The organism is Marmoricola sp. RAF53 (assembly GCF_052114005.1).
Lineage (GTDB): Bacteria > Actinomycetota > Actinomycetes > Propionibacteriales > Nocardioidaceae > Marmoricola.
This window is the reverse complement of record NZ_JBFRDX010000014.1, coordinates 88,035-112,411: the sequence shown is the minus strand read 5'-3', so window position 1 is coordinate 112,411 and position 24,377 is coordinate 88,035. Positions and strand designations below refer to the sequence as shown.

Annotated in this window: 20 protein-coding genes and 1 riboswitch; of the genes, 7 read left to right on the top strand and 13 right to left on the bottom strand. The window is 72.7% G+C overall.

Annotated features, from left to right (window positions below; all coding sequences use genetic code 11):
* The 4 genes from AB4Y76_RS13935 to AB4Y76_RS13920 all read left to right on the top strand — a co-directional run.
* Nucleotides 1–2,064, top strand: a 2,064-nt coding sequence (locus AB4Y76_RS13935; RefSeq protein WP_441926232.1) for an SbcC/MukB-like Walker B domain-containing protein, incomplete at its 5' end; no start/stop codon positions are given.
* A 40-nt stretch (nt 2,065–2,104) separates the two neighbouring features.
* On the top strand, nt 2,105–3,667 hold the full coding sequence (locus tag AB4Y76_RS13930) for a TldD/PmbA family protein (RefSeq protein WP_441926230.1): 1,563 nt from the start codon (nt 2,105–2,107) through the stop codon (nt 3,665–3,667).
* Nucleotides 3,667–5,052 (top strand): metallopeptidase TldD-related protein, encoded by a 1,386-nt coding sequence (locus tag AB4Y76_RS13925; protein ID WP_441926228.1) that lies wholly within the window; start codon nt 3,667–3,669, stop codon nt 5,050–5,052. The genes AB4Y76_RS13930 and AB4Y76_RS13925 overlap by 1 nt, the downstream gene beginning before the upstream one ends.
* A gap of 125 nt (nt 5,053–5,177) precedes the next feature.
* Nucleotides 5,178–6,386: a hypothetical protein gene (locus AB4Y76_RS13920; RefSeq protein ID WP_441926226.1), complete on the top strand. Its 1,209-nt coding sequence runs from the start codon at nt 5,178–5,180 to the stop codon at nt 6,384–6,386.
* 19 nt (nt 6,387–6,405) lie between these two features.
* On the opposite strand, the gene AB4Y76_RS13915 is transcribed toward AB4Y76_RS13920, so the two are convergent.
* The 11 genes from AB4Y76_RS13915 to AB4Y76_RS13865 form a co-directional block, all read right to left on the bottom strand.
* Nucleotides 6,406–7,665: a serine hydrolase domain-containing protein gene (locus AB4Y76_RS13915; RefSeq protein WP_441926224.1), complete on the bottom strand. Its 1,260-nt coding sequence runs from the start codon at nt 7,663–7,665 to the stop codon at nt 6,406–6,408.
* Nucleotides 7,666–7,701: 36 nt separating this feature from the next.
* Complete coding sequence (gcvP, locus tag AB4Y76_RS13910; protein WP_441926223.1) at nt 7,702–10,536, bottom strand: aminomethyl-transferring glycine dehydrogenase; 2,835 nt, start codon at nt 10,534–10,536, stop codon at nt 7,702–7,704.
* 93 nt (nt 10,537–10,629) lie between these two features.
* Nucleotides 10,630–10,742, bottom strand: a riboswitch (glycine riboswitch).
* A 77-nt stretch (nt 10,743–10,819) separates the two neighbouring features.
* Nucleotides 10,820–11,404, bottom strand: a complete 585-nt coding sequence (locus AB4Y76_RS13905) for a MerR family transcriptional regulator (protein WP_441926240.1) — start codon at nt 11,402–11,404, stop codon at nt 10,820–10,822.
* A 237-nt stretch (nt 11,405–11,641) separates the two neighbouring features.
* On the bottom strand, nt 11,642–12,115 hold the full coding sequence (locus AB4Y76_RS13900) for a bifunctional nuclease family protein (protein WP_441926221.1): 474 nt from the start codon (nt 12,113–12,115) through the stop codon (nt 11,642–11,644).
* A 28-nt stretch (nt 12,116–12,143) separates the two neighbouring features.
* Nucleotides 12,144–12,866 carry a transcriptional regulator FtsR gene (gene ftsR / locus AB4Y76_RS13895; protein ID WP_441926219.1) on the bottom strand — a complete coding sequence of 241 codons (723 nt, stop codon included), beginning with the start codon at nt 12,864–12,866 and terminating at the stop codon, nt 12,144–12,146.
* A gap of 1 nt (nt 12,867) precedes the next feature.
* Entirely contained in the window at nt 12,868–13,380 is a 513-nt protein-coding gene (locus AB4Y76_RS13890) for an FHA domain-containing protein (RefSeq protein ID WP_441926217.1), read from the bottom strand.
* A gap of 180 nt (nt 13,381–13,560) precedes the next feature.
* The gene (gene gcvH / locus AB4Y76_RS13885; protein ID WP_441926215.1) at nt 13,561–13,947 is read right to left on the bottom strand and encodes a glycine cleavage system protein GcvH; all 387 of its coding nucleotides are present in this window, start codon (nt 13,945–13,947) and stop codon (nt 13,561–13,563) included.
* Nucleotides 13,948–14,049: 102 nt separating this feature from the next.
* On the bottom strand, nt 14,050–14,874 hold the full coding sequence (locus AB4Y76_RS13880) for a DUF881 domain-containing protein (RefSeq protein WP_441926213.1): 825 nt from the start codon (nt 14,872–14,874) through the stop codon (nt 14,050–14,052).
* 18 nt (nt 14,875–14,892) lie between these two features.
* Nucleotides 14,893–15,225 carry a small basic family protein gene (locus AB4Y76_RS13875; protein ID WP_441926211.1) on the bottom strand — a complete coding sequence of 111 codons (333 nt, stop codon included), beginning with the start codon at nt 15,223–15,225 and terminating at the stop codon, nt 14,893–14,895.
* Complete coding sequence (locus AB4Y76_RS13870; RefSeq protein WP_441926209.1) at nt 15,222–16,085, bottom strand: DUF881 domain-containing protein; 864 nt, start codon at nt 16,083–16,085, stop codon at nt 15,222–15,224. The genes AB4Y76_RS13875 and AB4Y76_RS13870 overlap by 4 nt, the downstream gene beginning before the upstream one ends.
* A 1-nt stretch (nt 16,086) precedes the next feature.
* Complete coding sequence (locus tag AB4Y76_RS13865; RefSeq protein ID WP_441926207.1) at nt 16,087–16,761, bottom strand: CDP-alcohol phosphatidyltransferase family protein; 675 nt, start codon at nt 16,759–16,761, stop codon at nt 16,087–16,089.
* A gap of 77 nt (nt 16,762–16,838) precedes the next feature.
* Here AB4Y76_RS13865 and AB4Y76_RS13860 point away from each other — a divergent pair, with 77 nt between their 5' ends.
* Genes AB4Y76_RS13860 through AB4Y76_RS13850 form a run of 3 tightly spaced genes read left to right on the top strand, consistent with a single transcriptional unit; the run spans nt 16,839 to nt 19,267 of the window.
* Nucleotides 16,839–17,507, top strand: a complete 669-nt coding sequence (locus AB4Y76_RS13860) for an Abi-alpha family protein (protein WP_441926205.1) — start codon at nt 16,839–16,841, stop codon at nt 17,505–17,507.
* Nucleotides 17,504–18,769, top strand: coding sequence for a DUF445 family protein (locus AB4Y76_RS13855; protein ID WP_441926203.1), 1,266 nt, complete (start codon nt 17,504–17,506; stop codon nt 18,767–18,769). The genes AB4Y76_RS13860 and AB4Y76_RS13855 overlap by 4 nt, the downstream gene beginning before the upstream one ends.
* 6 nt (nt 18,770–18,775) lie before the next feature.
* Nucleotides 18,776–19,267, top strand: a complete 492-nt coding sequence (locus AB4Y76_RS13850) for a hypothetical protein (protein ID WP_441926201.1) — start codon at nt 18,776–18,778, stop codon at nt 19,265–19,267.
* Here the strand turns inward: AB4Y76_RS13850 and AB4Y76_RS13845 are convergent.
* Nucleotides 19,215–20,516: a M1 family metallopeptidase gene (locus AB4Y76_RS13845; RefSeq protein ID WP_441926199.1), complete on the bottom strand. Its 1,302-nt coding sequence runs from the start codon at nt 20,514–20,516 to the stop codon at nt 19,215–19,217. The genes AB4Y76_RS13850 and AB4Y76_RS13845 overlap by 53 nt on opposite strands.
* Nucleotides 20,513–24,364 (bottom strand): Pls/PosA family non-ribosomal peptide synthetase, encoded by a 3,852-nt coding sequence (locus AB4Y76_RS13840; protein ID WP_441926197.1) that lies wholly within the window; start codon nt 24,362–24,364, stop codon nt 20,513–20,515. The genes AB4Y76_RS13845 and AB4Y76_RS13840 overlap by 4 nt, the downstream gene beginning before the upstream one ends.
* Between the last annotated feature and the right edge of the window lie 13 nt (nt 24,365–24,377).

The window sequence follows — 24,377 nt, the reverse complement described above, 5'->3', positions numbered from 1 at the left end:
GCCCTGCACCACCGGGCAGCGCCGGTCTCCGCCCTGGCCCGGCGCGGTCGCCGGAGCGCGGCCGCGGCGGCCTCGGCCGACGACGCCTGGCAGCGGTGCGCCCCCGACCTCGCCGTCCTGCTCCCGGGATCCGGGGAGGACGAACCGGCGCGCCCGGCGCTGGTCGGTGCGCTCCGCGACGCCCAGCAGTCCCTCGCCGAAGCCCGCGCGTTCCTCCCCCGCGAGCGCGAGCTGCGCGCCCACGAGGACCGCTGCGCAGCGCTGCGCGCCGACCTGGACGGCAACGCCGAGGCGCTCGCCGCCGTCGAGGCCCTGCTCGATCTGCTGCCGGCGTCCCACGCCGCCGCGGAGGGCCGCCGGGAAGCCGCGGCTGCTGCTTCGGCCGCACTCCCCGGTGCCGAGGCCGAGGCGGAGCGGCTCGACGGCCTCGTCACCGCCGTCGCCCGGCTGCAGGCGACCACCGAGGAGCTGGTGGGTGCGCGCGCCGCGCTGCTCGACGCGACGGCGTACGCGCAGACGACGCGGGAGATCTACCTCGACGCCCGCGAGGCCCGGATCAACGGGATGGCCGCCGAGCTGGCCGGGGCGCTGGCGAGCGGATGCTCGTGCCCGGTCTGCGGGAGCGCGGAGCACCCCGCGCCCGCACGTGCCGCCGGCGGTGCCGTCGGTCGCGTCGAGGAGGACCAGGCCCGGCGGACCCACGAGGACGCCGCGTTCGCCGTGCAGGGCCACCAGGTCCGGGTGGCCGGGCTGGTCTCCGAGCAGGACTCCCTGGTCGCTCTCCTCGAGGGTCAGGACCACGCGGCGCTTCCCGGCCTGCGCGACACCGCACGGACCCGGTGCGCGGACCTGGCGACGACGGCGGCCGACGGTCCGCCGGCGTCGGCCACCGCGACCCGGATCGCCGGCGAGATCACCGCCGCCCAGCGCCGGGCCGAGGAGCTGCGGGTCCGGGCGGCCGGACTGGCCGCGGAGCTCGACGAACGGACGCACGCGCTGACCGCCCTGGCCGCCGAGCGCGACGCCCTGCTCGGGACCGCGTTCCCGGACCTGGCCGCGCTCGAAGCCGAGCGGCAGCGGATCACCGGCGCCCTCGAGCACGCGCTCACCGCCCGGGACGCGCGCGACGCGGCCCACGCCGCGGCCGCGGACGACGACGCCGCCCTCCGGCAGGCGGTCGCCGAGGCCGGTTTCCCCGACGTCGCGGCAGCGCTGGCGGCCCACCTGGATCCCGCGGCCGCGCACGCACTGGCCGACGTCGTGGCCACCACCGAGGCGCGGAGGATGGCCGCCGAGAGCACCCTGGCCGATCCGGAGATCCGGGCGGCCGCCAACCTGGACCTGCCCGATCTCGAACGGCTCGCCGACGCGCACGCCGGGGCCGCCCGAGCCCTGCGCGACGCCGCCGCCACGGCCGCCGCCACCAGCGCCCGCGCGACGCGCGTCACCGAGCTCGGCAACGGCCTGCGCGCCGCCCTGGCCACCTGGGCCCCGCTGCGCGCCGAGCACCGGCTCACCGCCGACCTGGCAGCCCTGGTCGAGGGACGCAGCGTCGACAACCCGTTGCGGATGCGGCTGGCGGCGTACGTCCTCTCCGAGCGCCTCCGCCAGGTCGTCGCGGCCGCCAACGAGCGGCTGACCCGGATGACCGGCGGTCGCTACGCGCTCGAGCACACCGAGGACCGCGGCGTCGGCGAGCTGCGCGGCGGCCTCAGCCTCCGGGTCCGCGACGACTGGAACGGCGTGCACCGCGACCCGGCGACGCTCTCCGGGGGTGAGACCTTCGTGGTCTCGCTCGCCCTCGCCCTGGGCCTGGCCGACACCGTCGCGCACGAAGCGGGCGGCACCGACATCGACACCCTCTTCATCGACGAGGGCTTCGGATCACTCGACCCGGACACGCTGGAGGACGTGATGGACACCCTGGACGCGCTGCGGGACGGCGGCCGGGTGGTCGGTCTGGTCAGCCACGTCCCCGAGCTCCGCAGCCGGATCACCACGCAGCTCGAGGTCGCCAAGGGCCGGACCGGGTCGACGCTCCGCCCCGTCCACGCCGGGGGCTGACCTGCGTGGATCCGCTGCCGCCTCTGGATAGGGTCGGCAGATGTCCTCGGCTCACGACCGGATCGATCCGACCTTCACCGCACTGCCCTACCGCCGGCTGGCGAGCGCAGCCCTCAGCCGGGCCCGCGACTTCGGCGTCACCCACGCCGACTTCCGCTTCGAACGGGTCCGCTACCAGCACATGTCCGTGCGCGACGGCGTGCTCCAGGGGGCCGAGGACAACGAGGATCTCGGCTTCGCGGTCCGGGTCGTGCACCAGGGCGCGTGGGGCTTCGCCTCCGGCGTCTCGCTGACGACCAGCGAAGCGGTGCGGGTGGCCGAGCAGGCGGTCCACGTCGCCCAGGTGGCCGCGGCGATGACCCGGGTCCCGGTCCTGCTCGCCGACGAACCGGTCTACGACGACGTCGCCTGGTGCTCGGCGTACGAGGTGGACCCGTTCTCGGTGCCGTTGCACGAGAAGGCCGCGCTCCTGGAGGGCTGGACCCGCCGGCTGCAGGCGGACGACACCGTCGAGCACGCCAGCGCCAGCCTGCAGCAGGTCCACGAGTGCAAGTTCTACGCCGACCTGGCCGGCACCACGACGACCCAGCAGCGGGTCCGGCTGCAGCCCTCCGTCGAGGCCTACGGCTCGCACGGCGACCGGTTCGACTCGATGGCCTCGATCGCGCCGCCGGTCGGCCGGGGTTGGGAGTACCTCGTCGGCGGCTACGACTTCGACACCGAGGTGGCGGCACTGCCCGGCCTGCTGGCCGAGAAGCTGGCCGCGCCGAGCGTCGTCGCGGGAACCTACGACCTCGTCGTCCACCCCTCGAACCTGTGGCTGACCATCCACGAGTCGATCGGCCACGCCACCGAGCTCGACCGCGCTCTCGGCTACGAGGCGAACTACGCCGGCACGTCGTTCGCGACGCCGGACAAGCTCGGCACGCTGCGCTACGGCTCGCCCCTGATGCACGTCACCGGCGACCGCACGGTCGAGCACGGCCTCGCCACCGTCGGGTACGACGACGAGGGCGTCGCCACCCAGTCGTGGGACATCGTCAAGGACGGTGTGCTGGTCGGCTACCAGCTCGACCGCCCCATCGCCGGTGCGTTCGGCGCCGGTGCGTTCGGCGCCAGCCTGAACGACGGCCGGTCCAACGGCTGCGCGTACGCCGACTCCCCCGGCCACATCCCGATCCAGCGGATGGCGAACGTCTCGCTCCAGCCCGTCGCGGACGGACCGGACACCGCCGGGTTGATCTCCCAGGTCGAGCGCGGGATCTACGTGGTCGGAGACAAGTCGTGGTCGATCGACATGCAGCGGTTCAACTTCCAGTTCACCGGACAGCGGTTCTACGCGATCGAGGACGGCGAGCTGAAGGGCCAGGTCCGCGACGTCGCCTACCAGGCCACGACCACCGACTTCTGGGGCTCGATGTCGGCGGTCGGCGGGCCGCAGACCTACGAGCTGCACGGCGCGTTCAACTGCGGGAAGGCGCAGCCGGGGCAGGTGGCCGCGGTCAGCCACGGGTGCCCGAGCGCGTTGTTCCGGGACATCCGCATCCTCAACGTGGCCGACGAGTCCGGGGTCGATGGCGGCACCGAGGGAGAGGAGAACTGATGAGCATCGGCACGGTCCGTCCCCAGCAGCTCGTCGAGCACGCCCTGGCCGCCAGTCGCTCCGAGCACTGCGTGGTGATCTTCCGCGACATCACCAGCGCCAACCTGCGCTGGGCCAACAACACCCTGACCACCAACGGGGTGATGCACGGCCTGGACGTCAGCGTGATCGCCTTCGCCGCCGAGGGCAACGCCTCGGTCAGCGGGAGTGCGTCGACCCTCGAGCAGGTCACCGCTCTGGTCGAGCAGGCCGACGCCGCCGCCGCGGTGGCCGAGCCCGCAGAGGACCGCGCCGTGCTCGCCGAGGGCGTCGTCTCCCCCGACTGGGAGGACGCTCCGGTCGACACCTCGATCGAGGTCTACAGCGACTTCGCCCCGGCGCTCGGCCAGGCCTTCGACGAGGCGCAGGCCGGCAGCCGGATCCTCTACGGCTTCGTGAACCACGAGATGACCACGACCTACCTCGGCTCGAGCACCGGCCTCCGGCTGCGGCACGTGCAACCCACCGGGCACTACGGCTGCACCGGCAAGAGCGCGGACCTGGGCAACAGCGCCTGGGTCGGCGGGGCGACGCGGGACTTCTCCGACGTCTCCGCGCACCGGATCGCCGAGGACGTGGCCCGGCGGCTCGCCTGGGGCGCCCGGCGCGTCGATCTCCCGGCGGGCCGCTACGACACCGTGCTGCCGCCGACGGCGGTCGCGGACCTGATGATCGACACCTACTGGAGCGCCGGGGCCCGGGTCGCGCACGAGGGCCAGTCGGTCTACTCCCGGCCCGGCGGCGGCACCAGGATCGGTGAGCCGATCGTCGACGGCGCGGTCACGCTCTTCTCCGACCCCGTGTACGCCGGCCTGGAGTGCGCGCCGTTCGTGGTCGCCAGCGGCTCGTCGAACGAGTCCAGCGTCTACGACAACGGGCTGCCGTTGTCCCGGACGCCCTGGATCGCCGACGGCGTGCTGTCCTCGCTGATCCAGACCCGGCACTCGGCCCGGCTGACGGGCCAGCCGACGACCCCGGGGATCGACAACCTGGTCCTGGAGGTCGCCGGCGGCGCCGGAACCGAGGCCGACCTGGTCGCCGGGGTCGAGGACGGCCTCCTGCTGACCTGCCTGTGGTACATCCGCGAGGTCGACCCGCAGACGCTGCTGCTGACCGGCCTGACCCGCGACGGCGTGTACCGCGTCGAGGGCGGCGAGATCACCGGGGCGGTCAACAACTTCCGCTTCAACGAGAGCCCGGTGGACCTGCTGCGCCGGTTCACCGCCGCGTCGGCGACGGTGCCGAGCTTCTCGCGCGAGTGGGGCGACGACTACTTCTCGCGGACCGCGACGCCCGCGCTCCGGGTCCCGGACTTCAACATGAGCTCGGTGTCGCAGGCGCTCTGACACCGCTGGACGGCGAGGTTACTTAGCAGTCACTAACCAGAAGAACAAGACTGCCGCCGATGTGACCCACACCACTACCTTCCTGCTGGGTCCACCCGGGACCCCTCACCCCCAGGAGGCAGCAGGTGTCATCCCTCTCCCGCGCATTGCTGACCGCGCTCACCGCCGGTTCGCTCGGTCTGGGCGCGCTCGCGCTCGCCGCCCCCGCCCAGGCCGACGGCCCCGGCAGCGGAACCCCGTGGATCGTCTCGGTCGGCGACTCCTACATCTCCGGGGAGGCCGGCCGCTGGGCCGGCAACACCAACAACGGCGAGTCCCTGCACGATGCGCTCGGCAGCACGGCGTACTTCGACAACGCCGCGAACACGGCGGAGCAGATCAACCGCTGCCACCGCAGCAAGGCGGCCGAGATCCACATCGGCGGCGGGGTGAGCTCGCTCAACCTGGCCTGCTCGGGCGCGAAGACCGGGACCTTCACCGACGGCAGCTACTTCAAGCCGGGCATCGACTTCTACAGCAGCGGGGCGGACCAGGGCCAGGCGCTGATGCTGCAGAACTTCGCCGCCGGCCACAACGTGAAGATGGTCCAGATCAGCATCGGCGGCAACAACTTCAACTTCGCCGGCATCGTGACCCAGTGCGTGACCGACTTCCTCGGCTCTCCGTCGTGGTGGCCGGACTACTGCAAGGACGACAGCATCGTCACCAACGCGATGAGCACGTCCTCGGTGAACGCCCGCCGGAGCGAGATCACCACCGCCTTCCAGAACGTCCGGGCCGCGATGCGCAACGCCGGGTACGCCGACAACGCCTGGACCCTGGTCGTGTCCAACTACATGTCGCCGCTCCCGAACGGCTCCGGCATCCGCTACTCCGAGTCCGGCTACACCCGGCAGAGCACCGGTGGCTGCGGCTTCTGGAACGCCGATGCCGACTACGCCAACGGCACCCTCCTCCCGAGGATCAACCAGACGATCGCCGAAGCCGTGACCGCATCGGGGCTGACCAACGTCAAGAGCCTCAACTACGCCAGCGCGTTCAACGGCCGACGGCTCTGCGAGAGCACTGTCGGGCTGCTGGAGGAGAAGGGCCTGTCCAGCTGGACCGGCGCCGGAGCGGTCGACAAGACCGAGTGGATCAACACCATCCGCACCGCCACCGCGACCGGGAACTACTACATCCAGGAGTCGCTGCACCCCAACTACTGGGGTGAGAAGGCGTTGCGCAACTGCGTCCGGCAGGCCTGGAACGGCGGCGCCGTGAAGGGCGGAACCTGCGTCCGTGGAGCCAACGGCCTCAACGCCAACGGCGAGCCGAACATGGTCCTCCAGTAACGCTGCGCCGGGTCGGCGATCAGGGGCCGTCGGGGTAGGGGGTTCGGGTGAAGCGGAAGGTCGCGCACTCGAGGTGGCTGACTGTTCCGTCGGGGCGGCGGGCCACCTCGAGGGTCTCCCCCAGGAGGTAGCCCTCGACGCCGCGGATCCGGTCGGGCTCGACCACGAAGCGGTCCGCGAGCTCGGCCGGCTCCAGCGTGCGCAGCTCGAGCTGCTGGTTGGTCCAGCGCATCTCGTGCGCGCTGTTGCCCCAGAACCACAGGCCGAGCAGCTCGGCCACCCGGTCCGGCACCGGGACCGACGGGGACCACGGCTCGCCGTCGTACGGGTCGGCGCCCTGGAGCAGGCTCGCGGCGAGCCTGTCGGTCGAGACCCCGGTGGTGGCGTTGCAGAGCGCGACGACGCCGGACCGTGTCCCCGGGTCGACGAACGCGGTCGCCAGGAAACCCGGCATCGAGCCGGTGTGACCGACGTGGGTCCGCTCCCCCACGACCAGCCGCCGCAGGCCGAGTCCGTACTCGGCGAACGGCGCCGGCGGCCGCATCTCTGCCACCGTGGCGGCGCTCAGCACGGCCGGGTGCCCGGTCGCCAGGAAGTCGAGCCAGCGTGCCAGGTCCTCCAGCGTGCTCCAGAGCTGGCCGGCCGCGGCCATCGCGCCGGTGTCGGTGTGCGGCTCGCGGGTCAAGGTGCCGTCGAAGTGGCCGACGCTGTAGCCGAGGGCGTGCTCGCCGTCCGGCTGGTACGACGTCCGGGTCATCCCCAGCGGCGCCAGCAGCCGTTCGCAGACCAGGGACCGCCAGTCCTGCCCGCGAAGCCGGGCCACCACCTCGCCGAGCAGACCGAACCCGAGATTGCTGTAGTGGAAGGCCGTCCCCGGCGCCAGCACCCGGCCGCTGCCGTCGTTGGCCGCCAGCAGCTCCGCGGCCGACCCGCCGTCGTTCCGCTCCCACCACGGGCCGACCGGTTCGGCCTGCATCCCCGAGGAGTGACCGAGCAGCGAACGCAGCGACGCGTCGCCGTACCCGGTCCCGGGCAGGTGCAGGCCGAGCGGCTCGTCGAGGTCGAGCAGGCCGTCGTCGCGGCACTGCAGCACCAGGACCGCGGTCAGGGTCTTGGTGATCGAGCCGATCCGGTACTGGGCGTCGACGCCGCCGGCGGCACCGGCGACGCCGCGCCAGGTGATCCGGCCCTGCTCGAACGCCGCGCCGACCACCGACGGCAGCCGTCCTTCGGCCTGGACGCGGTCGAGGACGGCCTGCCGCCCCAGATCAGTCGGCACGCACCTCACCCCGTCTCGACAGGCTCGACGACCGGCTCAGGCGAACGCCTCGGGCGGCGGGCAGGAGCAGACCAGGTTGCGGTCGCCGTACGCCTGGTCGATCCGGTTGACCGGCGGCCAGTACTTGTCCGGGTCGAAGCCGTTCGGGAACACCGCGGTGGCGACGTCGTAGCCGAGGTCCTGGTTGATCGCGTCGGCGGTGTGCGGTGCGCCGGCCAGCGGGTTCGCGGCGGCGTCCCACTCGCCCGAGGCGACCTTGTCGATCTCGCCGCGGATCGCGATCATCGCGTCGCAGAACCGGTCGAGCTCGACGAGGTCCTCGCTCTCGGTCGGCTCCACCATCAGGGTGCCGGCGACCGGGAAACTCATCGTCGGCGCGTGGAAACCGTAGTCGATGAGGCGCTTGGCGACGTCGTCGACGCTGACCCCGGTCTCCTTGGAGATGCCGCGGACGTCGAGGATGCACTCGTGCGCGACGAGGCCGTTGTGACCGCGGTAGAGCACCGGGAAGGCCTCGTCGAGCCGGGCCGCGACGTAGTTGGCCGCGAGCACCGCGACCGCGGTCGCCCGGGTCAGGCCCTCGGCGCCCATCATCCGCACGTAGGCCCACGAGATCGGCAGGATGCCGGCCGAACCGTACGGCGCGGCACTGATCGGACCGATGCCGGCGCGCTTCCCGGACTCCGGGTGCATCGGGTGCGTCGGCAGGTACGGCGCGAGGTGCTCGCGGACCGCCACCGGGCCGACGCCCGGGCCGCCGCCGCCGTGCGGGATGCAGAACGTCTTGTGCAGGTTGAGGTGGCTGACGTCGCCGCCGAACTTGCCGGGCCGGGCGTGGCCGAGCAGGGCGTTGAAGTTGGCCCCGTCGACGTAGACCTGACCGCCGTGGGCGTGCACGATCTCGCAGAGCTCGGAGATGGTGTCCTCGTAGGCTCCGTGCGTCGACGGGTAGGTCACCATGATCGCCGCGAGGTCCGCGGAGTGCGCGTCGCACTGCGCGCGCAGGTCGTCGAGGTCGACGGCGCCGTCGTCGGTCGACTTGACCACGACCACCTTCATGCCGGCCATCACCGCGGAGGCGGCGTTGGTGCCGTGCGCGGAGGACGGGATCAGGCAGACGGTCCGCTCCCCCTGGCCGTTGGCCCGGTGGTAGCCGCGGATCGCGAGCAGCCCGGCGAGCTCGCCCTGCGAGCCGGCGTTCGGCTGGATCGAGACCCGGTCGTAGCCGGTGACCTCGGCGAGCCAGCCCTCCAGGTCCTCGATCAGCGAGAAGTAGCCCTGGGCGTCCTCGGCCGGCACGAACGGGTGCAGGTTCGCGAAGCCCGGCAGGCTGACCGGCTCCATCTCGGTGGTGGCGTTGAGCTTCATGGTGCACGAGCCGAGCGGGATCATGCCGCGGTCCAGCGCGTAGTCGCGGGCCGAGAGCCGGCGCAGGTAGCGCAGCATCGAGGTCTCGGAGCGGTGGGTGTTGAAGACCGGGTGGGTCAGGTACCCGGTGCTGCGGCGCAGCGCCTCCGGGATCACGACCGAGCCGGCCTCGGCGGTGCCGGACGCCGCCGGCGCGAACGCGCGGACCGCCGCGTCCAGCTCGGCCGCGCCGACGTCCTCGCCGACGCTCAGGCCGACGTGGTCGGCGTCGACGAGCCGCAGGTGGACCCCGTTCGCGCGGGCCGCGGCGATGACCTCGGCCGCCCGGCCGGGGACGCGGGCCAGCACGGTGTCGAAGAAGGCGTCGTGAACGACCTCGACACCCTCGGCGCGGAGCGCGGCGGCGAGCGCCGAGGCGCGCAGGTGGATCCCGGTCGCGATCGCCCGGAGCCCGTCGGGACCGTGGTAGACGGCGTACATGCCGGCGACGACGGCCAGCAGCACCTGGGCGGTGCAGATGTTCGAGGTGGCCCGGTCGCGGCGGATGTGCTGCTCGCGGGTCTGCAGCGAGAGCCGGTACGCCGGCCGGCCGGCCTTGTCGACCGAGACGCCGACGAGCCGGCCGGGGAGGTGCCGCTCCAGGCCGGCGCGGACCGCCATGTAGCCGGCGTGCGGACCGCCGTAGAAGAGCGGCACGCCGAAGCGCTGCGAGGAGCCGACGACCACGTCGGCGCCGAGGGTGCCGGGCGCTTCCAGGAGGGTCAACCCGAGCAGGTCGGCCGCGACGACGGCGAGAGCGCCGCGCTCGTGGGTCGCTTCGATCACCGGCCGCGGGTCGACGACCCGGCCGGACGCGCCCGGGTACTGCACCAGGACGCCGCAGACGTCACCGTCGGGCAGGCCGGCGGTCAGGTCGGCGACGACGACCTCGATCCCCATCGCCTCGGCGCGGGTGCGGACCACCTCGATGGTCTGCGGCAGCGCGTCGGCGTCGACGACGAACGGGCCGGCGGCCTTCGGCGCCGCGCGGCGCACCAGGGTCATCGCCTCGGCGGCCGCGGTGCCCTCGTCGAGCAGCGAGGCGTTCGCGGTCGGCAGGCCGGTGAGGTCGGCGACCATCGTCTGGAAGTTGATCAGCGCCTCGAGCCGGCCCTGGCTGATCTCCGGCTGGTACGGCGTGTACGCGGTGTACCAGGACGGGTCCTCGAGAACGTTGCGCCGGACGACCGCCGGGGTGATCGTGCCGTGGTACCCGAGCCCGATCATCGGGACGAGCGGGTTGTTCCGGGCGGCCAGGGCGCGCAGCTCGTCGGCTGCGAGTGCCTCGGAGGCGGCGTCGGCGAGGTCGAGGACCTCCTCGGCACGGATCCGGGTCGGGACCGCGGCCTCCATCAGGGCGTCCAGCGAGTCGAAGCCGACCGCCTTGAGCATCTCGGCGATCGAGGCCTCGTCGGGACCGATGTGGCGGTCGACGAACGGGCGGGCGGCAAGCTGGTCTGACATGAGGCTCCCAAGCATGGAGTGTCGATCGCGCGGACGCGGTCTGCGGGTCACCTCCCCCTCTGTCGTCCACCACATCGTGGTCTCCAGAGTTGCCTGACCCGCACGGTCCTTGCGCCTGAGAGGTTCCGGGGAGGGATTGCCCCTTCGGCGCTCCGGCTCGGCTGCACACGCGGTGCGACCGCCGGAGACTCTCCCATGCAGGGTTGTCAGCGACACAAAAATACCAGCCCCGCCCGCACCTGAGGTGCTGACGGGGCCGGTACGAGACTTCGTGGGAGGAGAGTCAGCCCGACATCCGGGCCTGTCGGCGCGCGGCGAGCTCGTCGCTGGCGTCCGGGGCCGTGGACTCCGAGGCGGTGCGCTCGGACGGGAGCGCGGAGAGCGAGCCCTCGATCTCGCGCCAGACACCGCCGATCGCGATGCCGAAGACGCCCTGGCCGCCCTGGAGGAGGTCGATGACCTCGTCGTTGCTGGTGCACTCGTAGACCGTGGCGCCGTCGCTCATCAGCGTGACGCGGGTCAGGTCGTCGGTGCCGCGGGCGCGGAGGTGGGCGACGGCGGTGCGGATCTGCTGGAGCGAGATGCCGGCGTCCAGGAGGCGCTTGATGACCTTGAGGAGCAGGATGTCGCGGAAGCCGTAGAGGCGCTGGGTGCCGGAGCCGCCGGCGCTGCGGACCGAGGGCTCGACCAGGCCGGTACGGGCCCAGTAGTCGAGCTGGCGGTAGGTGATGCCGGCGGCGTTGCACGCCGTCGGGCCGCGGTACCCGAGGTCGTCCGGCAGCGTCGACACGTCGTCGCTGAAGAGCAGTCCCTGCTCGTCGGCGGTGTGAGCGGCCTCAGCCGCTGCAAGCCGTGCCTGCTCGTCGATCTCGGCTACGGACTTGCCGTCTCCCTGGTTGTTGCCCACTGCGGACCTCCGAAGTCTCCCTCCGCTGAGCGTAACCCCTGGGGAAGGGCGGCGGAACGACTGGCGGGCAGAAGTTTCAACCGTGGAGTTACAGCGAAGACATCCCGAACGGTAAACCTGAGGTTGAAGGTTCGCCAACACGACACGCGGCGTGTCGCGGAAACCTTCAAGCAGTGGTGGAAGGTTTCCGCGGGGCGTTCAGGATTGCGGCTCTTCGAAGTCTTCCGGTGAGACGTGGTCGAGGAACTCGCGGAACGCCTCGACCTCCTCCTCGCGCTCGTCCGGGACCGCGATCCCGACCTCGTCGAGGAGCTCCTCGGCGCAGACGATCCGGGAACCGGTCCGCAGCGCCAGGGCGATCGAGTCGGACGGACGCGCGCTCACCTCGACGCCCGAGCCGAGCACGAGGGTCGCGAAGAAGACGCCGTCGTTGACCTCGGTGATCCGGACCTCCGCCAGGGCGTTGCCGGTGGACTCGAGCACGTCCTTGAGCAGGTCGTGCGTCAGCGGCCGCGGCGGTACGACGCCCTGCTGCGCGAACGCGATCGCGGTGGCCTCGACGGCCCCGATCCAGATCGGCAGGTAGCGCTCGCCGTCGGACTCCCGCAGCAGCACGATGGGTTGGTTGGAGGGCATTTCCACCCGGACTCCGACGACTTCGACCTCGCGCACCCCCTCAGCGTAGCCGGGGAAGGCACGATCAGCGCAGCGAGCGGAGACCGGCGCGCACCAGGGTGGCGTGCAGCCGCAGCGACAGCAGCGCGATGTCGTCCATCGCCTGGGCCGCCCGGCCCTCGGCACCGTCCTCGCGGCTGCGCCGGATCGGTGCGACGACCTGCTCGACCAGGCCGACCTCCCGGTCGGCCGCGGTCTTGAAGGCCCGCAGGTGCCGGGGCTCGATACCGAACGCGGCCAGCTCCCCCGCCGCCTTCGCGACGACCACCGCGTCGCTGTCGTAGTGCTTGGTCCCCGGACGGGTCCGGACCAGGCCGAAGCCCTCGAGCTGGGTCAGCAGCTCCTCGGTGATCTCCGCGGTCTTCACCAGCTCGCGCCGTGAGATCCGGACGTCGCCACGGTCGCCGCGGAGCAGGTCGGCGCTGATGCCGGCGTCGCCCAGCGTCCCGGCCGGGACCGTCGGGCTGCCCCCGGGCGCGGGCGGCTGCAGGCCGCGGTCGATCGCGTCCAGGTGCTCCTTGATGACCTTGAGCGGCAGGTAGTGCTCGCGCTGGGCGCGGATGATGTAGCGCAGCCGCTCCATGTCCTCCACGGAGTACTTGCGGTACCCCGAGGGCGTCCGCTCGGGCTCGACGAGCCCCTCGGACTCGAGGAAGCGGAGCTTGGACTCCTTGATGTCCTCGTCCGGGAACTCCGCGGTGAGGTCGGCGAGCGCCTGTCCGATGCTCTTCCGTGCCGTCTGCCGCACGTCAGGCTCCCGAGGCCGCCGAGGCGAAGAAGACCAGCCGGAACTTGCCGATCCGGACCTCGTCGCCGTTCTGCAGCAGGGCGTCGTCGATCCGGTCCCGGTTCACGTAGGTGCCGTTCAGGCTGCCGACGTCGGCGACGCGGTAGGTGCCCTCGGTGCGGGTGAACTCGACGTGGCGCCGCGAGACCGTGATGTCGTCCAGGAAGATGTCGCTCTCCGGGTGCCGCCCGGCGCTCACCGTCTCGGTGTCGAGCAGGTAGCGGCTGCCGGCGCCGGGACCGCGCTGCACGATGAGCAGCGCGCTGCCGGGCGGGAGCGCGTCGGCCGCTGCCGCGTCGGCCTCGTTGAGCGCGGCGCGCTCGTCGGTGTCCGGCCGGGCCGCCCCGAAGGTGATCGTGGCGGTGGTCTCGGTGGCAGGCACCTCGGCTGCCGCTACCGGCAGCGCTTGACCGCACTGGGAGCAGAACTTCGCGTCGTCGGCGTTCTGGCTCCCGCACTGCGAGCAGGTCTGCATGGTGGTCTGCCTCCCGGTTCCGGCGGTGTCCTGCGGCGGGCTGCTCTCCCGAACCCTCAAGGCTCAGTAGAGGTTCACACTTGGTGCGGCCAACCTATCAGTGCTCGGCAACCGGGAGGCGTACCTCCGTGTACACCTCAGCGCACGCCTCTGCGCACACCTCTGGGCACACCTCTGGGATCAGGACGCGACGGTCGCCTCGTACGCCGCGGCGTCGAGCAGCTCGGAGGTCTCGCCGCCGTCGGCGACGACGACCTCGAACAGCCAGCCGGCGCCGTACGGGTCGCTGTTGACGAGCTCGGGGGTGGCGTCGAGCGACTCGTTGCGGGCGCTGACCTCGCCGGTCACCGGCGAGTAGACGTCGCTGACGGACTTGGTCGACTCCAGCTCACCGACGGCGGCGCCGGCGCTGACCGACTCCCCCACCTCGGGCAGCTGCACGTACACGATGTCGCCCAGCGCGTCCTGCGCGTAGTCGGTGATGCCGATCCGGACCGAGCCGGCGGTCTCGCCCGGGGTGCGGACCCACTCGTGCTCGGCGGTGTACTTCAGGTCATCGGGAAACACGCTGCTGCTCCTCGGGCTGGCGGTGGTCGGTGCTGTCCGGCCCAACCTATCGTCAGCCGACGTGCCTCAACCGCTGGGTCAACCGCTGGGTCAGTCGCTGGGTCAGTCGCTGGGTCGGGCGAACCGCGGCTCGGTCGGCGTGCGCAGCGAGCTCACCTTGACGGCGGGGCTCTTCTTGATCGTCACCTTGCCCTCGTCCAGGGCGATGTCGTCGACGAAGCCGCCCGGGAAGCGGAGCGCGGTGGCGAGGCTCTCCGGGTCACCGATCGCGTCGATCACGAACGGCGCGGTGAGCACCCGGCCGTCGACGTTGACGCCGCCGTCGGCGGTCTCGAACGAGCTCTGCGCGACGATCCGGACCGAGTCGTTGATCTCCATCGCCTCGGCGCCCGCGTCGCGCAGCTCCTCGATCCCGTCGAGCAGGTAGTTCAGGCTGATCCGCGAGTCCGGGACGTCCACGGTGATCCGGACGCCCTGGCCGGTCGCGGGCACGGTGCCGGCGAGCACCCCGAGGGAGGCGAGGTCGCCGCGGGCCTTGTCGAGCGCCGCGGCGCGCTTGTCGGCGTCCGAGCGCAGCGCGTCGCGGGTGTCCTCGAGATCGCGGATGTCCTGCTCGGTGCGCTGGGAGGAGGCCTGCAGACCGTTGAGCGCCTGGACCAGGTCGGCCTGCCGCATCCCGGCGTAGTCGTCGTCGGTCCCGGCGAGCCGCACCTGGGTGACGGCAGCGGCGCCGAGGACGGCGAGCAGGACGGCGGCGGTGACCTGGCCGGGACCCGGGCGCAGCATCGCGCGCTGGAGCCGCTGGCGCGCGGTCGGACGGCCGTGGACCGTGTCGTCGGCGACGGCAGCGGCGGGATCGATCAGGTCCAGCTCGTCGAGCTGGTCGGGATCGGCCCCGTCGGCGGGTGTCTGGTCGTGCTCGTTCATCGGGTCTCGGTCGTCAGGTCAGGCGTGGAAGATGTGCCGGCGGATCGCGGCGACGTTGGCGAAGATGCGGATGCCGAGGACAACGATGACACCCGTGGACAACTGCGCCCCGACGCCGAGCTTGTCCCCGAGGAAGACGATCAGCGCGGCGATGAAGACGTTGCTCACGAACGAGACCACGAAGACCTTGTCGTCGAAGACGCCGTCGAGGAAGGCGCGCAGGGCGCCGAAGACGGCGTCGAGGGCCGCGACGACCGCGATCGGCAGGTACGGCTCGAGGCCGATCGGCACGTCGGGCTTGAGGAACAGCCCGACCGCGACCCCGACGACGAGCCCGATGATGGCGATCACGACAGGTCCTTCCCTCGAGGCTCGGCTTCTCCGTTGTTCGCGTACCGCAGGTTCGGGACGTCGGCCCCCGGCAGCCGCAGCGAGTCCCGGGTCCGCATGCTGAACCGCAGCCCGACCTCCCGCTGGAGATCCAACCACGCCTGCCCGCTGGAGGTGTCCGCGAAGCGCGCCGGCAGCGTGTCGGGGTCGCCGATCGCGAGCACCCGGTAGGGCCGGCTGAGCGAGGTGTAGTTCACCGTGATCGCCTCACCGGCGTGCCGGATCGCGGAGAGCGCGGTGAGCCGTTCGCCGTTGATCGAGACCGCCTCGGCCCCCGACTGCCACAGGCCGTTGACCAGCTTCTGCAGGTCGGTGTCCAGGACCTTGTTCCGGTCGCTCTCGGCGTTCGGTGCGTTGTCCACGACGACCTCGACCCCCGGGCCGCGCACCGGCTCGACCCCGGTCTTCAGCCGGAGCAGCCGGAGGTCGTCGACGACGCCGGAGTCGTTGCTGCCGCGGAGCAGCTCGTCCTGGAGCCGCCGGGTCTCGGCGCGGAGCCCGGCCTGCTGGTCGCGGTCGGAGCCGAGCGCCTTCTTGCGCGCGGTGACCTGCTGGACCAGTGCCTGGCGGTCGTTGTCCTCCGAGGTGCTGTTCTGCGAGGTCTGCAGCGCGGCGGTGGCCAGCAGGACGCCGAACGCGCCGACGACGACCGCCCCCATCCGGCCGACCCGCCGGCGCTCCCGGCCGCTGCCGGTACGCCGCCGCGCGGCGGCCTGGGCGTAGTCCTCGTCGAGGGCGTGCGCGTTGAGGTACGGCAGCAGCCCCATCGTGACCCGGTCGGGGAGCGGCTGCTCCGGCCGGGGCGTCTCGTCCGCGGCCATCTCAGGCGGTCGCTTCCGGACCGACGCCGGGGGCGCCCGGCTCCCGGTCGGCTCCCAGGTCGGGGGCCCGCCGATCACGGTCGGCGAGCAGCTTGCGGACCTGCCAGGCGTAGAGCAGCCCGGCCCACCAGTACAGCCCGATCCCCCAGATCGCGAACGCCCAGCCGAACACCTTGCCGAGCGTCGCGACGGCGCCGGTCCCGTCCCCGACGAACAGCAGCGGGAACGCGTAGAGCAGGTTGAAGGTGGCCGCCTTGCCGAGGAAGTGCACCGGCAGCGCGCTGTAGCCGCGGGTCCGCAGGAACGGCACCAGGCACCAGAGGAACGCGTCCCGCAGCGGCAGCAGGATGACGACCCACCACGGCACGATGTCGCGCAGGCCGAGGCCGACGACCACGGCGAGGATGTAGAGCCGGTCGGCGACCGGGTCGAGGATCTCGCCCAGCCGGGAGGCCTGGTTCAGCCGCCGGGCCAGGTAGCCGTCGAGCCAGTCCGTCACCCCGGAGAGCATGAGCACGACCAGGGCCAGCACGTCGGCCTCGGGACCGAGCACCAGCCAGAGGAACAGCGGCACGCCCAGCAGCCGGAGCAGGCTGATCACGTTCGGCCACGTCCAGATCGCCGAACCGCCGGTCTCGGGGCGTCCGGCAGTTCTGGTGCCTCTCGTCCTGCTCATGTCGGGGCCCACCTTAGCCGTGCACGCACACCTGAGACCGGTCCCCCGGGCCGCTCGCGGCGGGGTACCTTCTCGCCGTGTCCTCCCGCCTCGACCCGTTGCGCCTGTGGGGTACGACCGTCGGTGTCGTACGCCACGTCGGCGGTGCGGTGACCGGTGCCGTCGGGGACGCCGTGGGCGAGGTCGTCGGCAGCTTCGTCGAGGGTCTCGCCGAGGGTTCGGCGGACCGTAAGCAGGAGCAGGTGGTGACCCCCGACGCGGCTCCCGGCACCGGCCTGGACGTGAAGATGCAGGCACTCCTGTCCCGGGCGCTGGAGCAGAGCACGGCATCGGGCCAGGACGAGCTCTTCCACCGGATCCTCGACCAGCTGGTGCCGGACGAGGCCCGGATCATCGGGGCGCTCTCGGACGGGACGCCGTCGCCGCTGGTCAGCGTGCACGCCCTCACCCGGGCCGGACTGCTCGGCGAGGCCCTGATCGAGAACGCCTGTCTGGTGGGCCGCACCGCGAACGTGGCACTCCCCCGCCTCACCCCGACGTACGTCGGCCACCTGATCGCGCTCGGCCTGGCCGAGGTCGGTCCCGAGGACGACGGGCTCAAGGACGAGTACCAGATCCTGATGGCCGAGACCGACGTCCTCGCGGCGCTCCGCACCGGATCCCGCGGACCGGTGCCGGCCCGGGTGGAGAAGCGCACCCTGCGCCTCACCGCGCTCGGGCACGCGCTCTGGGAGGCGAGCACGTGACCGCGCTGCTGCTTCCGATGGTCCAGACCTGGAGCGAGGTCAAGGAGGACTTCGCGGCCAACACCCTGATCTACCTGTCGATGCCCTTCGTGGCGGCCTTCGTCGGCTACACCACGAAGCTGCTCTTCCTGCAGATGATGTACCGGCCGCTGGAGTTCCGCGGGATCGGCTGGTTCGGCTGGCAGGGCATCGTCCCCCGCCGGGCCGGCAAGGTCGCCGCGACCACGATCGACATCCTCACCGAGAAGCTGCTGCGGCCCGAGGAGCTGCTCGACAAGTTCGACGCCCAGCAGGCGCTCGAGGAGCTCCGCGAGCCGCTGGAGGCGACGGTCGACTCGATCGCGCGTGAGCTCGCCGAGCAGTTCCGGCCCGGGCTGTGGGACTCGCTCCCGGAGGCCGGACGGCGCGCGGTGCTGGCCCGGGTGCACGCGCAGGCGCCGGAGATCACCGAGAACCTGCTCGCCGAGATCCGCTCCGACCTGCCCCGCTACGTCGACCTGAAGTACCTGACCGTCACCACCCTGGTGCGGAACAAGGAGCAGCTCAACGACCTGATGAAGACCATCGGCGGACGCGCGATGGGCTTCGTGCGCCGCAGCGGGATCTGGTTCGGCTTCGCGATCGGCCTGGTCCAGATGGTCGCCTGGGGCTTCTTCCAGAACCCGTGGATCATGCCGGTCTTCGGCTTCAGCGTCGGGTTCCTCTCCGACTGGCTGGCACTGACCATGCTGTTCCGGCCGCACGAGACCCAGCGCTACCTGGGGTTGATCCCGTTCCAGGGGATCCTGCACCAGCAGCGGGAGCAGATCACCCGCGACTACGCCCAGATCCTCGCCAAGGACCTCTTCGCCCCGGACGTGCTCTTCGACGGCATCCTGAACGGCCCGACCGCGGACAAGCTCTTCGACACCCTCCAGCGCGAGATCTCCGCGGCGATCGATGCCCAGACCGGCATCGCCCGGCCGCTGGTCGTGCTCGCGGTCGGCACCCGGCGCTACGGCGCGCTCAAGGCCACCCTGTCGCAGATGCTCGTCGAGAGGCTCCCGCAGTCGCTGGACGTGGTCAGCGACTACGCCACCCGGACGCTGGACATCGAGAACACGATCGTCGAGAAGATGAGCGCCCTCGACAGCGAGCAGTACGAGGCGATCCTGCGGCCGGTCTTCAAGGACGACGAGCTCCTCATGATCGGGGTCGGCGGCATCCTCGGCGGCCTGGTCGGTGAGCTCCAGGTCCAGGTCATCGAGCACTTCTCGAAGTAGGCGGAGGTGCCCCAGGTCGTGCCCGAGGTCGTGCCCCAGGTCGTGCCCGAGGTCGTCGTCACCTGGACGGCAGGTGACGCGGTCGCCACAGCGCAGCAGCTCGCCGCCGGGCTGCTCGGGCGCCACCCCGGACCGCTGCACCACGCCTGCCCGACCTGCGGCAGCATCGAGCACGGCCGGCCGTACTTCGACGCCGCGGTCGCCGTCAGCGTGGCCCACGCCGGCGGCCTGCACCTGGTGGCGGTCAGCACCGCCGGCCAGGTCGGGGTCGACCTGGAGCGCAGCGGTGCGGCGGACGCAGCCTGGGTCCGGCACGAGGCCCTCGGCAAGGCGCACGGCACCGGGATCGTCGCGCCTCCGGGCGAAGGCACGGCCTTCGTGCTCGACCTCGACATCCCCGGCCACGTGGCCGCGCTGGTCGTGCTGACCGACGTGGTGCCGTCGGTCAGCCTGCGGCCGGGAGGTCCGGCAGCGCCGTCTCCTCCAGCCACGCGGTGAACAGCTCCCGCAGCGGGCGTCCGGCGATCTCCTCGGCCAGCGCGACGAACTCCGGCGTGCCCGCGGTGCCGAACCGGTACCGCTCGACCCACTGCGCAAGCAGCCGCCACAGGGCGTCGTCGCCGACGGTGAGCCGCAGGGCGTGCAGCAGCAAGGCGCCCCGCTTGTAGACCCGGTCGTCGAACATGTCGGCCGCCCCCGGGTCGCCGAGGACGAGGTCCTGGGGCAGTCCGGACAGCCGGGCGTGGTGCGCACGGGCGTGCTCGTCGGCGCTCTCCCGGCCGCTGCGCTCGGACCAGAGCCACTCCGCGTAGCAGGCGAAACCCTCGTGCAGCCAGATGTCGTCCCAGCCCGGCACGGTGACCGCGTTCCCGAACCACTGGTGGGCGAGCTCGTGGGCGACCAGTCGCTCGCTGCCCCAGTCGTCGTCGAGGTAGTTCAGCCCGAAGACCGAGACCGTCTGGGACTCCAGCGGGATCTCCAGGTCGTCCTCGGTGACCACCACGGTGTAGGACCCGAACGGGTAGGGGCCGAAGAGCTCGGTGAAGGCGGTGAGCATCTCCGGCTGCCGGCGGAACGACTCCGGCAGGGTGACCTGGCGGCCTCCCGGCACGACGACCTGCATCGGCACCGCGGCGGGCAGCTGCTGGACGGCGTACCGGCCGATGCTGACGGTCGCGAGGTACGGCGCCATCGGCTCGTCGGCGGCGTAGACCCAGGTGACGCCGCTCGCGCTGCGCCGGGACTCGACCAGGGTGCCGTTGGCGACCACGTGGTAGCCGGTCGGTGCGGTCACCGTGAAGCGGTAGCCGGCCTTGTCGTCGGGGCGGTCGTTGCACGGGAACCAGGACGGCGCGCCGTACGGCTGCGCGGCGACGATGACCCCGTCGGTGAGCTCCTCCCAGCCCGCGTCGCCGAGCACGCCCGGCATCGGGCGCGGGGTGCCGCGGTAGCCGACGACGACGGTGAAGCCGGTCCCGGCCGGGACCACCCCGGCGAGCTCGACGACGAGCTTGCCGTCGCGGTGCCGGAACCGCCGCGGCTTGCGGCCGTCGACCGCGACCCGGGTGACCGCGAAGTCACCGAGGTCGAGCTCGAGACGGCGCAGGTCCACCAGCGCGGTCGCGGCGATCGTGGCGCGGCCGTCGAGGCGGTTGCCGTCGATCCGGCAGGCCAGCTCCAGCTCGTAGTGCTCGGCGGAGTAGCTCCGGTCGCCGTGCCCCGGGAAGTACGGGTCGGGTCGGCTCACTCGTCCGCCGCCCACGGACCGATCGGGTTGCCGGTCCACCGGGTCCGGTCGGGCACCGTCTCGCCGCGCATCACCAGCGACACCGGGCCCACCGTCGCGTGCTTGCCGAGCGTCGCCGCCGGCAGGATGACGCTGGCCGGGCCGAGCGTCGCGCCGGCACGCAGGGTCACGGTGTCCATGCTGAGCATCCGATCATGGAACAGGTGCGTCTGCACAACGCAGCCCTGGTTGACGGTGGATCCGTCCCGGAGCTCGACCAGGTCGGCCTCGGGCAGCCAGTAGGTCTCGCACCAGACACCGCGTCCGATCTTCGCGCCGAGCGAGCGCAGCCAGAGGTTGAGGACCCAGCTGCCGGTGACCGGCCGGGCGAACCACGGCGCCGCCAGCACCTCCACGAAGGTGTCGGCCAGCTCGTTGCGCCAGACGAAGGCGCTCCACAGCGGATGCCGGCCGGGACGGACCCGGCCGATCAGCAGCCACTTCGCCGCGGTGGCCGACGCCGCGGCGACGCCACCCGCGAGCAGCAGCACCGGGCCGGCGAGGACGGCCGCCAGCCACCAGCCGACGGAGTCCGCCAGCGCGAGCAGCGCGAACGCGACCGCCCACCACAGCAGCGTGTTCAGGACCGCCGGGACCAGCCGGCACAGCTCCATCCCGGCGCGGGCGACCCGGAGCCGGGTCGGCGGCCGGAAGGTCCGGCTGTCGTCGACCTCGCCGGCGACCCGGCGCAACTTGGTGGGCGGGCTCCCGATCCAGGAGGTCCCGGCCTTCGCCTTGGCTCTCCGCGGCGCCGCGGAGAGCACCGCGACCAGGCCCTCCTTCGGCACCTTGCGGCCCGGTGCGGCCATGCCGCTGTTCCCGACGAAGGCGTGCTTGCCGATCCGGACCCGGTCGATCCGGAACCAGCCACCGCCGAGCTCGTAGCCGCCGATCAGGGTGTCGTCGGCCAGGAAGGCGCCGTCGTTGACCGTGGTCAGCTTCGGGATCATCAGCACGGTGGACGCCTCGACGTCCTTGCCGATCCGGGCGCCGAGCGCGCGCAGCCACGTCGGGGTCAACGAGCTCGCGTACAACGGGAACAGCCAGGTGCGGGCCTCGTCGAGGACCCGCAGCGTCGACCAGGCCTGCCAGGCCTGGCGGCCGTGCACCGGGAAGTGCCCGCTCTCCAACCCTGCGCCGAGCACCCGGACGCCGACCAGGACCACGGCGGCGATCACGACCAGACCGATCAGCGTCCCCGGTACGACGAGCCCGAGCGTCGTCGACGCCAGAGCGTCGAGGCTGGCGGCGTCGCCCAACCTCCCGGCGAACACCCCGGCGGCGACCAGGACGGCCAGCACCGGCAGCAGGGCGATCGCCGCACCGGAGGCGGCGTACGCGAGCAGCCAGGCCGGCCTGTTGGCCGGGGCCGCGTCGTCCCAGGGCCCGCGGGTGCTGCGGGCGGCCCGGATCGCGGGCGCGCCGGACCAGTACTCCCCCGCCGCCACGTCGGACAGGACGGCCGAACCCGGCGCGATCTCGGCCCGGTCGCCGACCGTCGCGCCACCGAGGACCAGGCTGCGCGCACCGATCCGGGCCTTGCTGCCGAGAACGATGCGGCCGAGGTGGAAGTGGTCGCCGTCGACCCAGTGACCGGTGAGGTCGACCTCGGTCTCCACCGAGCAGCCGTTGCCCAGCTCGAGCATCCCGGTCACCGGCGGGAGCGCGTGCAGGTCGACGTTCTTGCCGACCCGGGCCCCCAGAGCGCGCGCGTACCAGCGGATCGCGGCCGCGCCGGCCAGGTTGGCGGCGCCGAGCTCGTCGACGAGCCGTTCGGCCAGCCAGACGCGGAGGTGGATCCGTCCGCCGCGCGGGTAGCGGCCGGGCTCGATCCCGGCCAGGACGAGCCGCGCCCCGAGGGCGCTGAGCAGGATCCGGCCGGCCGGGAAGATCAGCAGCAGCCAGCCGAGGAGCACCCAGCCCCAGCCCGGGTCCGGCAGGAAGTCCAGGCCGAGGACCGCACGGGCGAGCAGGGTGGCCAGCGCCAGCCAGACCACCACCCGGAGACCGGAGATGGCCCGCAGCGGCAGCAACGCCGCGACCTGCCCGAGCTGGGTCTTGCGCGGGACCGGCGGGACGGTGCGGTCGGAGGTGTTGGTGCCGCTGCCGAGGCCGTCGACGAGCTCGGCGAGGCGGTCCAGCCGCGAGGCGTCGTACACGTCGGCGACGGTGATCTCGGGTGCCCGCTCCCGGAGCCGGGAGACCAGCTGGGCCGCGGTCAGGCTGCCGCCGCCGAGGTCGAAGAAGTCGGCCTTGGCGTTGGCGACGTCGGCGCCGAGGATGTCGGACCAGAGCTCCTGGATCCAGGCCTCGGTGCCGGCCAGGGCGGTCCGCTCGCCGGCGCCGATCGCCGGCGCCGGCCACGGCAGGGCGTCCCGGTCGACCTTGCCGGAGGTGCGCGTGGGCAGGGCGTCGACGGCCACCAGACGCGGCACCAGCGCCGCCGGCAGCGACGCGCGCAGCCGGGCCAGCGCGGCGGTGGCCTCGAAGTCCGGTGCTGTGGCCAGGTAGCCGACGAGCAGCTTGTTGCCCGACTTGGTCGAGCGGACGGCGGTCGCCGCGGCCTCGACACCCGGCAGCGCGAGCAGCGCGTTGTCGATCTCGCCGAGCTCGATCCGGCGGCCGCCGAACTTGATCTGGTCGTCGGCCCGGCCGAGGAAGGCCAGGCCCGCCTCCTCCTGGCGGACCAGGTCTCCCGTCCGGTAGGCCCGGTCCCAGCCCAGCGACGGCATCGGCGCGTACTTCTCGGCGTCCTTCTCGGCGTCGAGGTACCGCGCCAGGCCGACCCCGCCGATGATCAGCTCGCCCGGCACCCCGGGCGCGACCGGCCGGCCGTCCGCGTCGACGACGGCGAGGTCCCAGCCGTCCAGCGGCAACCCGATCAGCACGGGGCCGCCGCCGTCGAGCCGGGCGCCGCACGCCACCACGGTCGCCTCGGTCGGCCCGTAGGTGTTCCACACCTCCCGATCGCCGGTCGCGAACCGCTCGCCGATCTCCGGCGGGCACGCCTCGCCACCGAGGATCAGCAGCCTGACCCGGTCCAGCGACTCGGGCGGCCACATCGCGACCAGGGTCGGCACGGTGGACACGACGGTGACCTCGTTGGCCACCAGCCACGGCCCCAGGTCGATGCCGCTGCGGACCAGCGACCGCGGCGCCGGCACCAGGCAGGCGCCGTAGGCCCAGGCGAGCCACATCTCCTCGCAGGAGGCGTCGAACGCGACCGAGAGACCGGCCATCACCCGGTCCCCCGGGCCGATCGGACGGTCCTGGAGGAACATCCGCGACTCGGCGTCGACGAAGGCGGCCGCGTTCCGGTGACTGACGGCGACGCCCTTGGGGGTTCCGGTGGAGCCCGAGGTGAAGATCACCCAGGCGTCGTCGGCGGGCTCGGGTCCCGGCTCCTCGTCCGCCGCGGGTGGCGGCCGGTCGCCCTGCGGCACCGGGACCAGGTCGTCGCCGAGCACGGCCGCCACCGACGCTTCGGCGAAGACGGTGCGGGCCCGTTCGTCCGGGTCCTCGGCGTCGACCGGCACGTACGCCGCTCCGGCCACCAGGACGCCGGCGATGGCGACGTACAGGTCGGTGGTGCCGGACCGGATCCGGACGCCGACGCGGTCGCCGCGCCGCACCCCGACCGCCCGGAGGGCGATCGCGACGTCCTCGGCCGCGCTCAGGAGCTCGTCGTAGGTGAGCACCTCGGAGCCGTTGTCGACGGCAGGCTGGTCGCCGCAGCGGGAAACCGTCTCGAGCAGGATGTCGACCAGGGTGCGGGGCGGCGGTGCGAGGTCGGCGCGAAGCAACGTCACCGGCGGTTTCCCA

What these genes read in the sequence shown, in the direction of transcription:
- AB4Y76_RS13930 (WP_441926230.1), top strand. Translation starts at nt 2,105, where the DNA reads ATGTCCTCGGCTCACGACCGGATCGATCCGACCTTCACCGCACTGCCC.
- AB4Y76_RS13925 (WP_441926228.1), top strand. Translation starts at nt 3,667, where the DNA reads ATGAGCATCGGCACGGTCCGTCCCCAGCAGCTCGTCGAGCACGCCCTG.
- gcvP (WP_441926223.1), bottom strand. Translation starts at nt 10,536, where the DNA reads ATGTCAGACCAGCTTGCCGCCCGCCCGTTCGTCGACCGCCACATCGGT.
- AB4Y76_RS13890 (WP_441926217.1), bottom strand. Translation starts at nt 13,380, where the DNA reads ATGCAGACCTGCTCGCAGTGCGGGAGCCAGAACGCCGACGACGCGAAG.
- AB4Y76_RS13880 (WP_441926213.1), bottom strand. Translation starts at nt 14,874, where the DNA reads ATGAACGAGCACGACCAGACACCCGCCGACGGGGCCGATCCCGACCAG.
- AB4Y76_RS13870 (WP_441926209.1), bottom strand. Translation starts at nt 16,085, where the DNA reads ATGGCCGCGGACGAGACGCCCCGGCCGGAGCAGCCGCTCCCCGACCGG.
- AB4Y76_RS13865 (WP_441926207.1), bottom strand. Translation starts at nt 16,761, where the DNA reads ATGAGCAGGACGAGAGGCACCAGAACTGCCGGACGCCCCGAGACCGGC.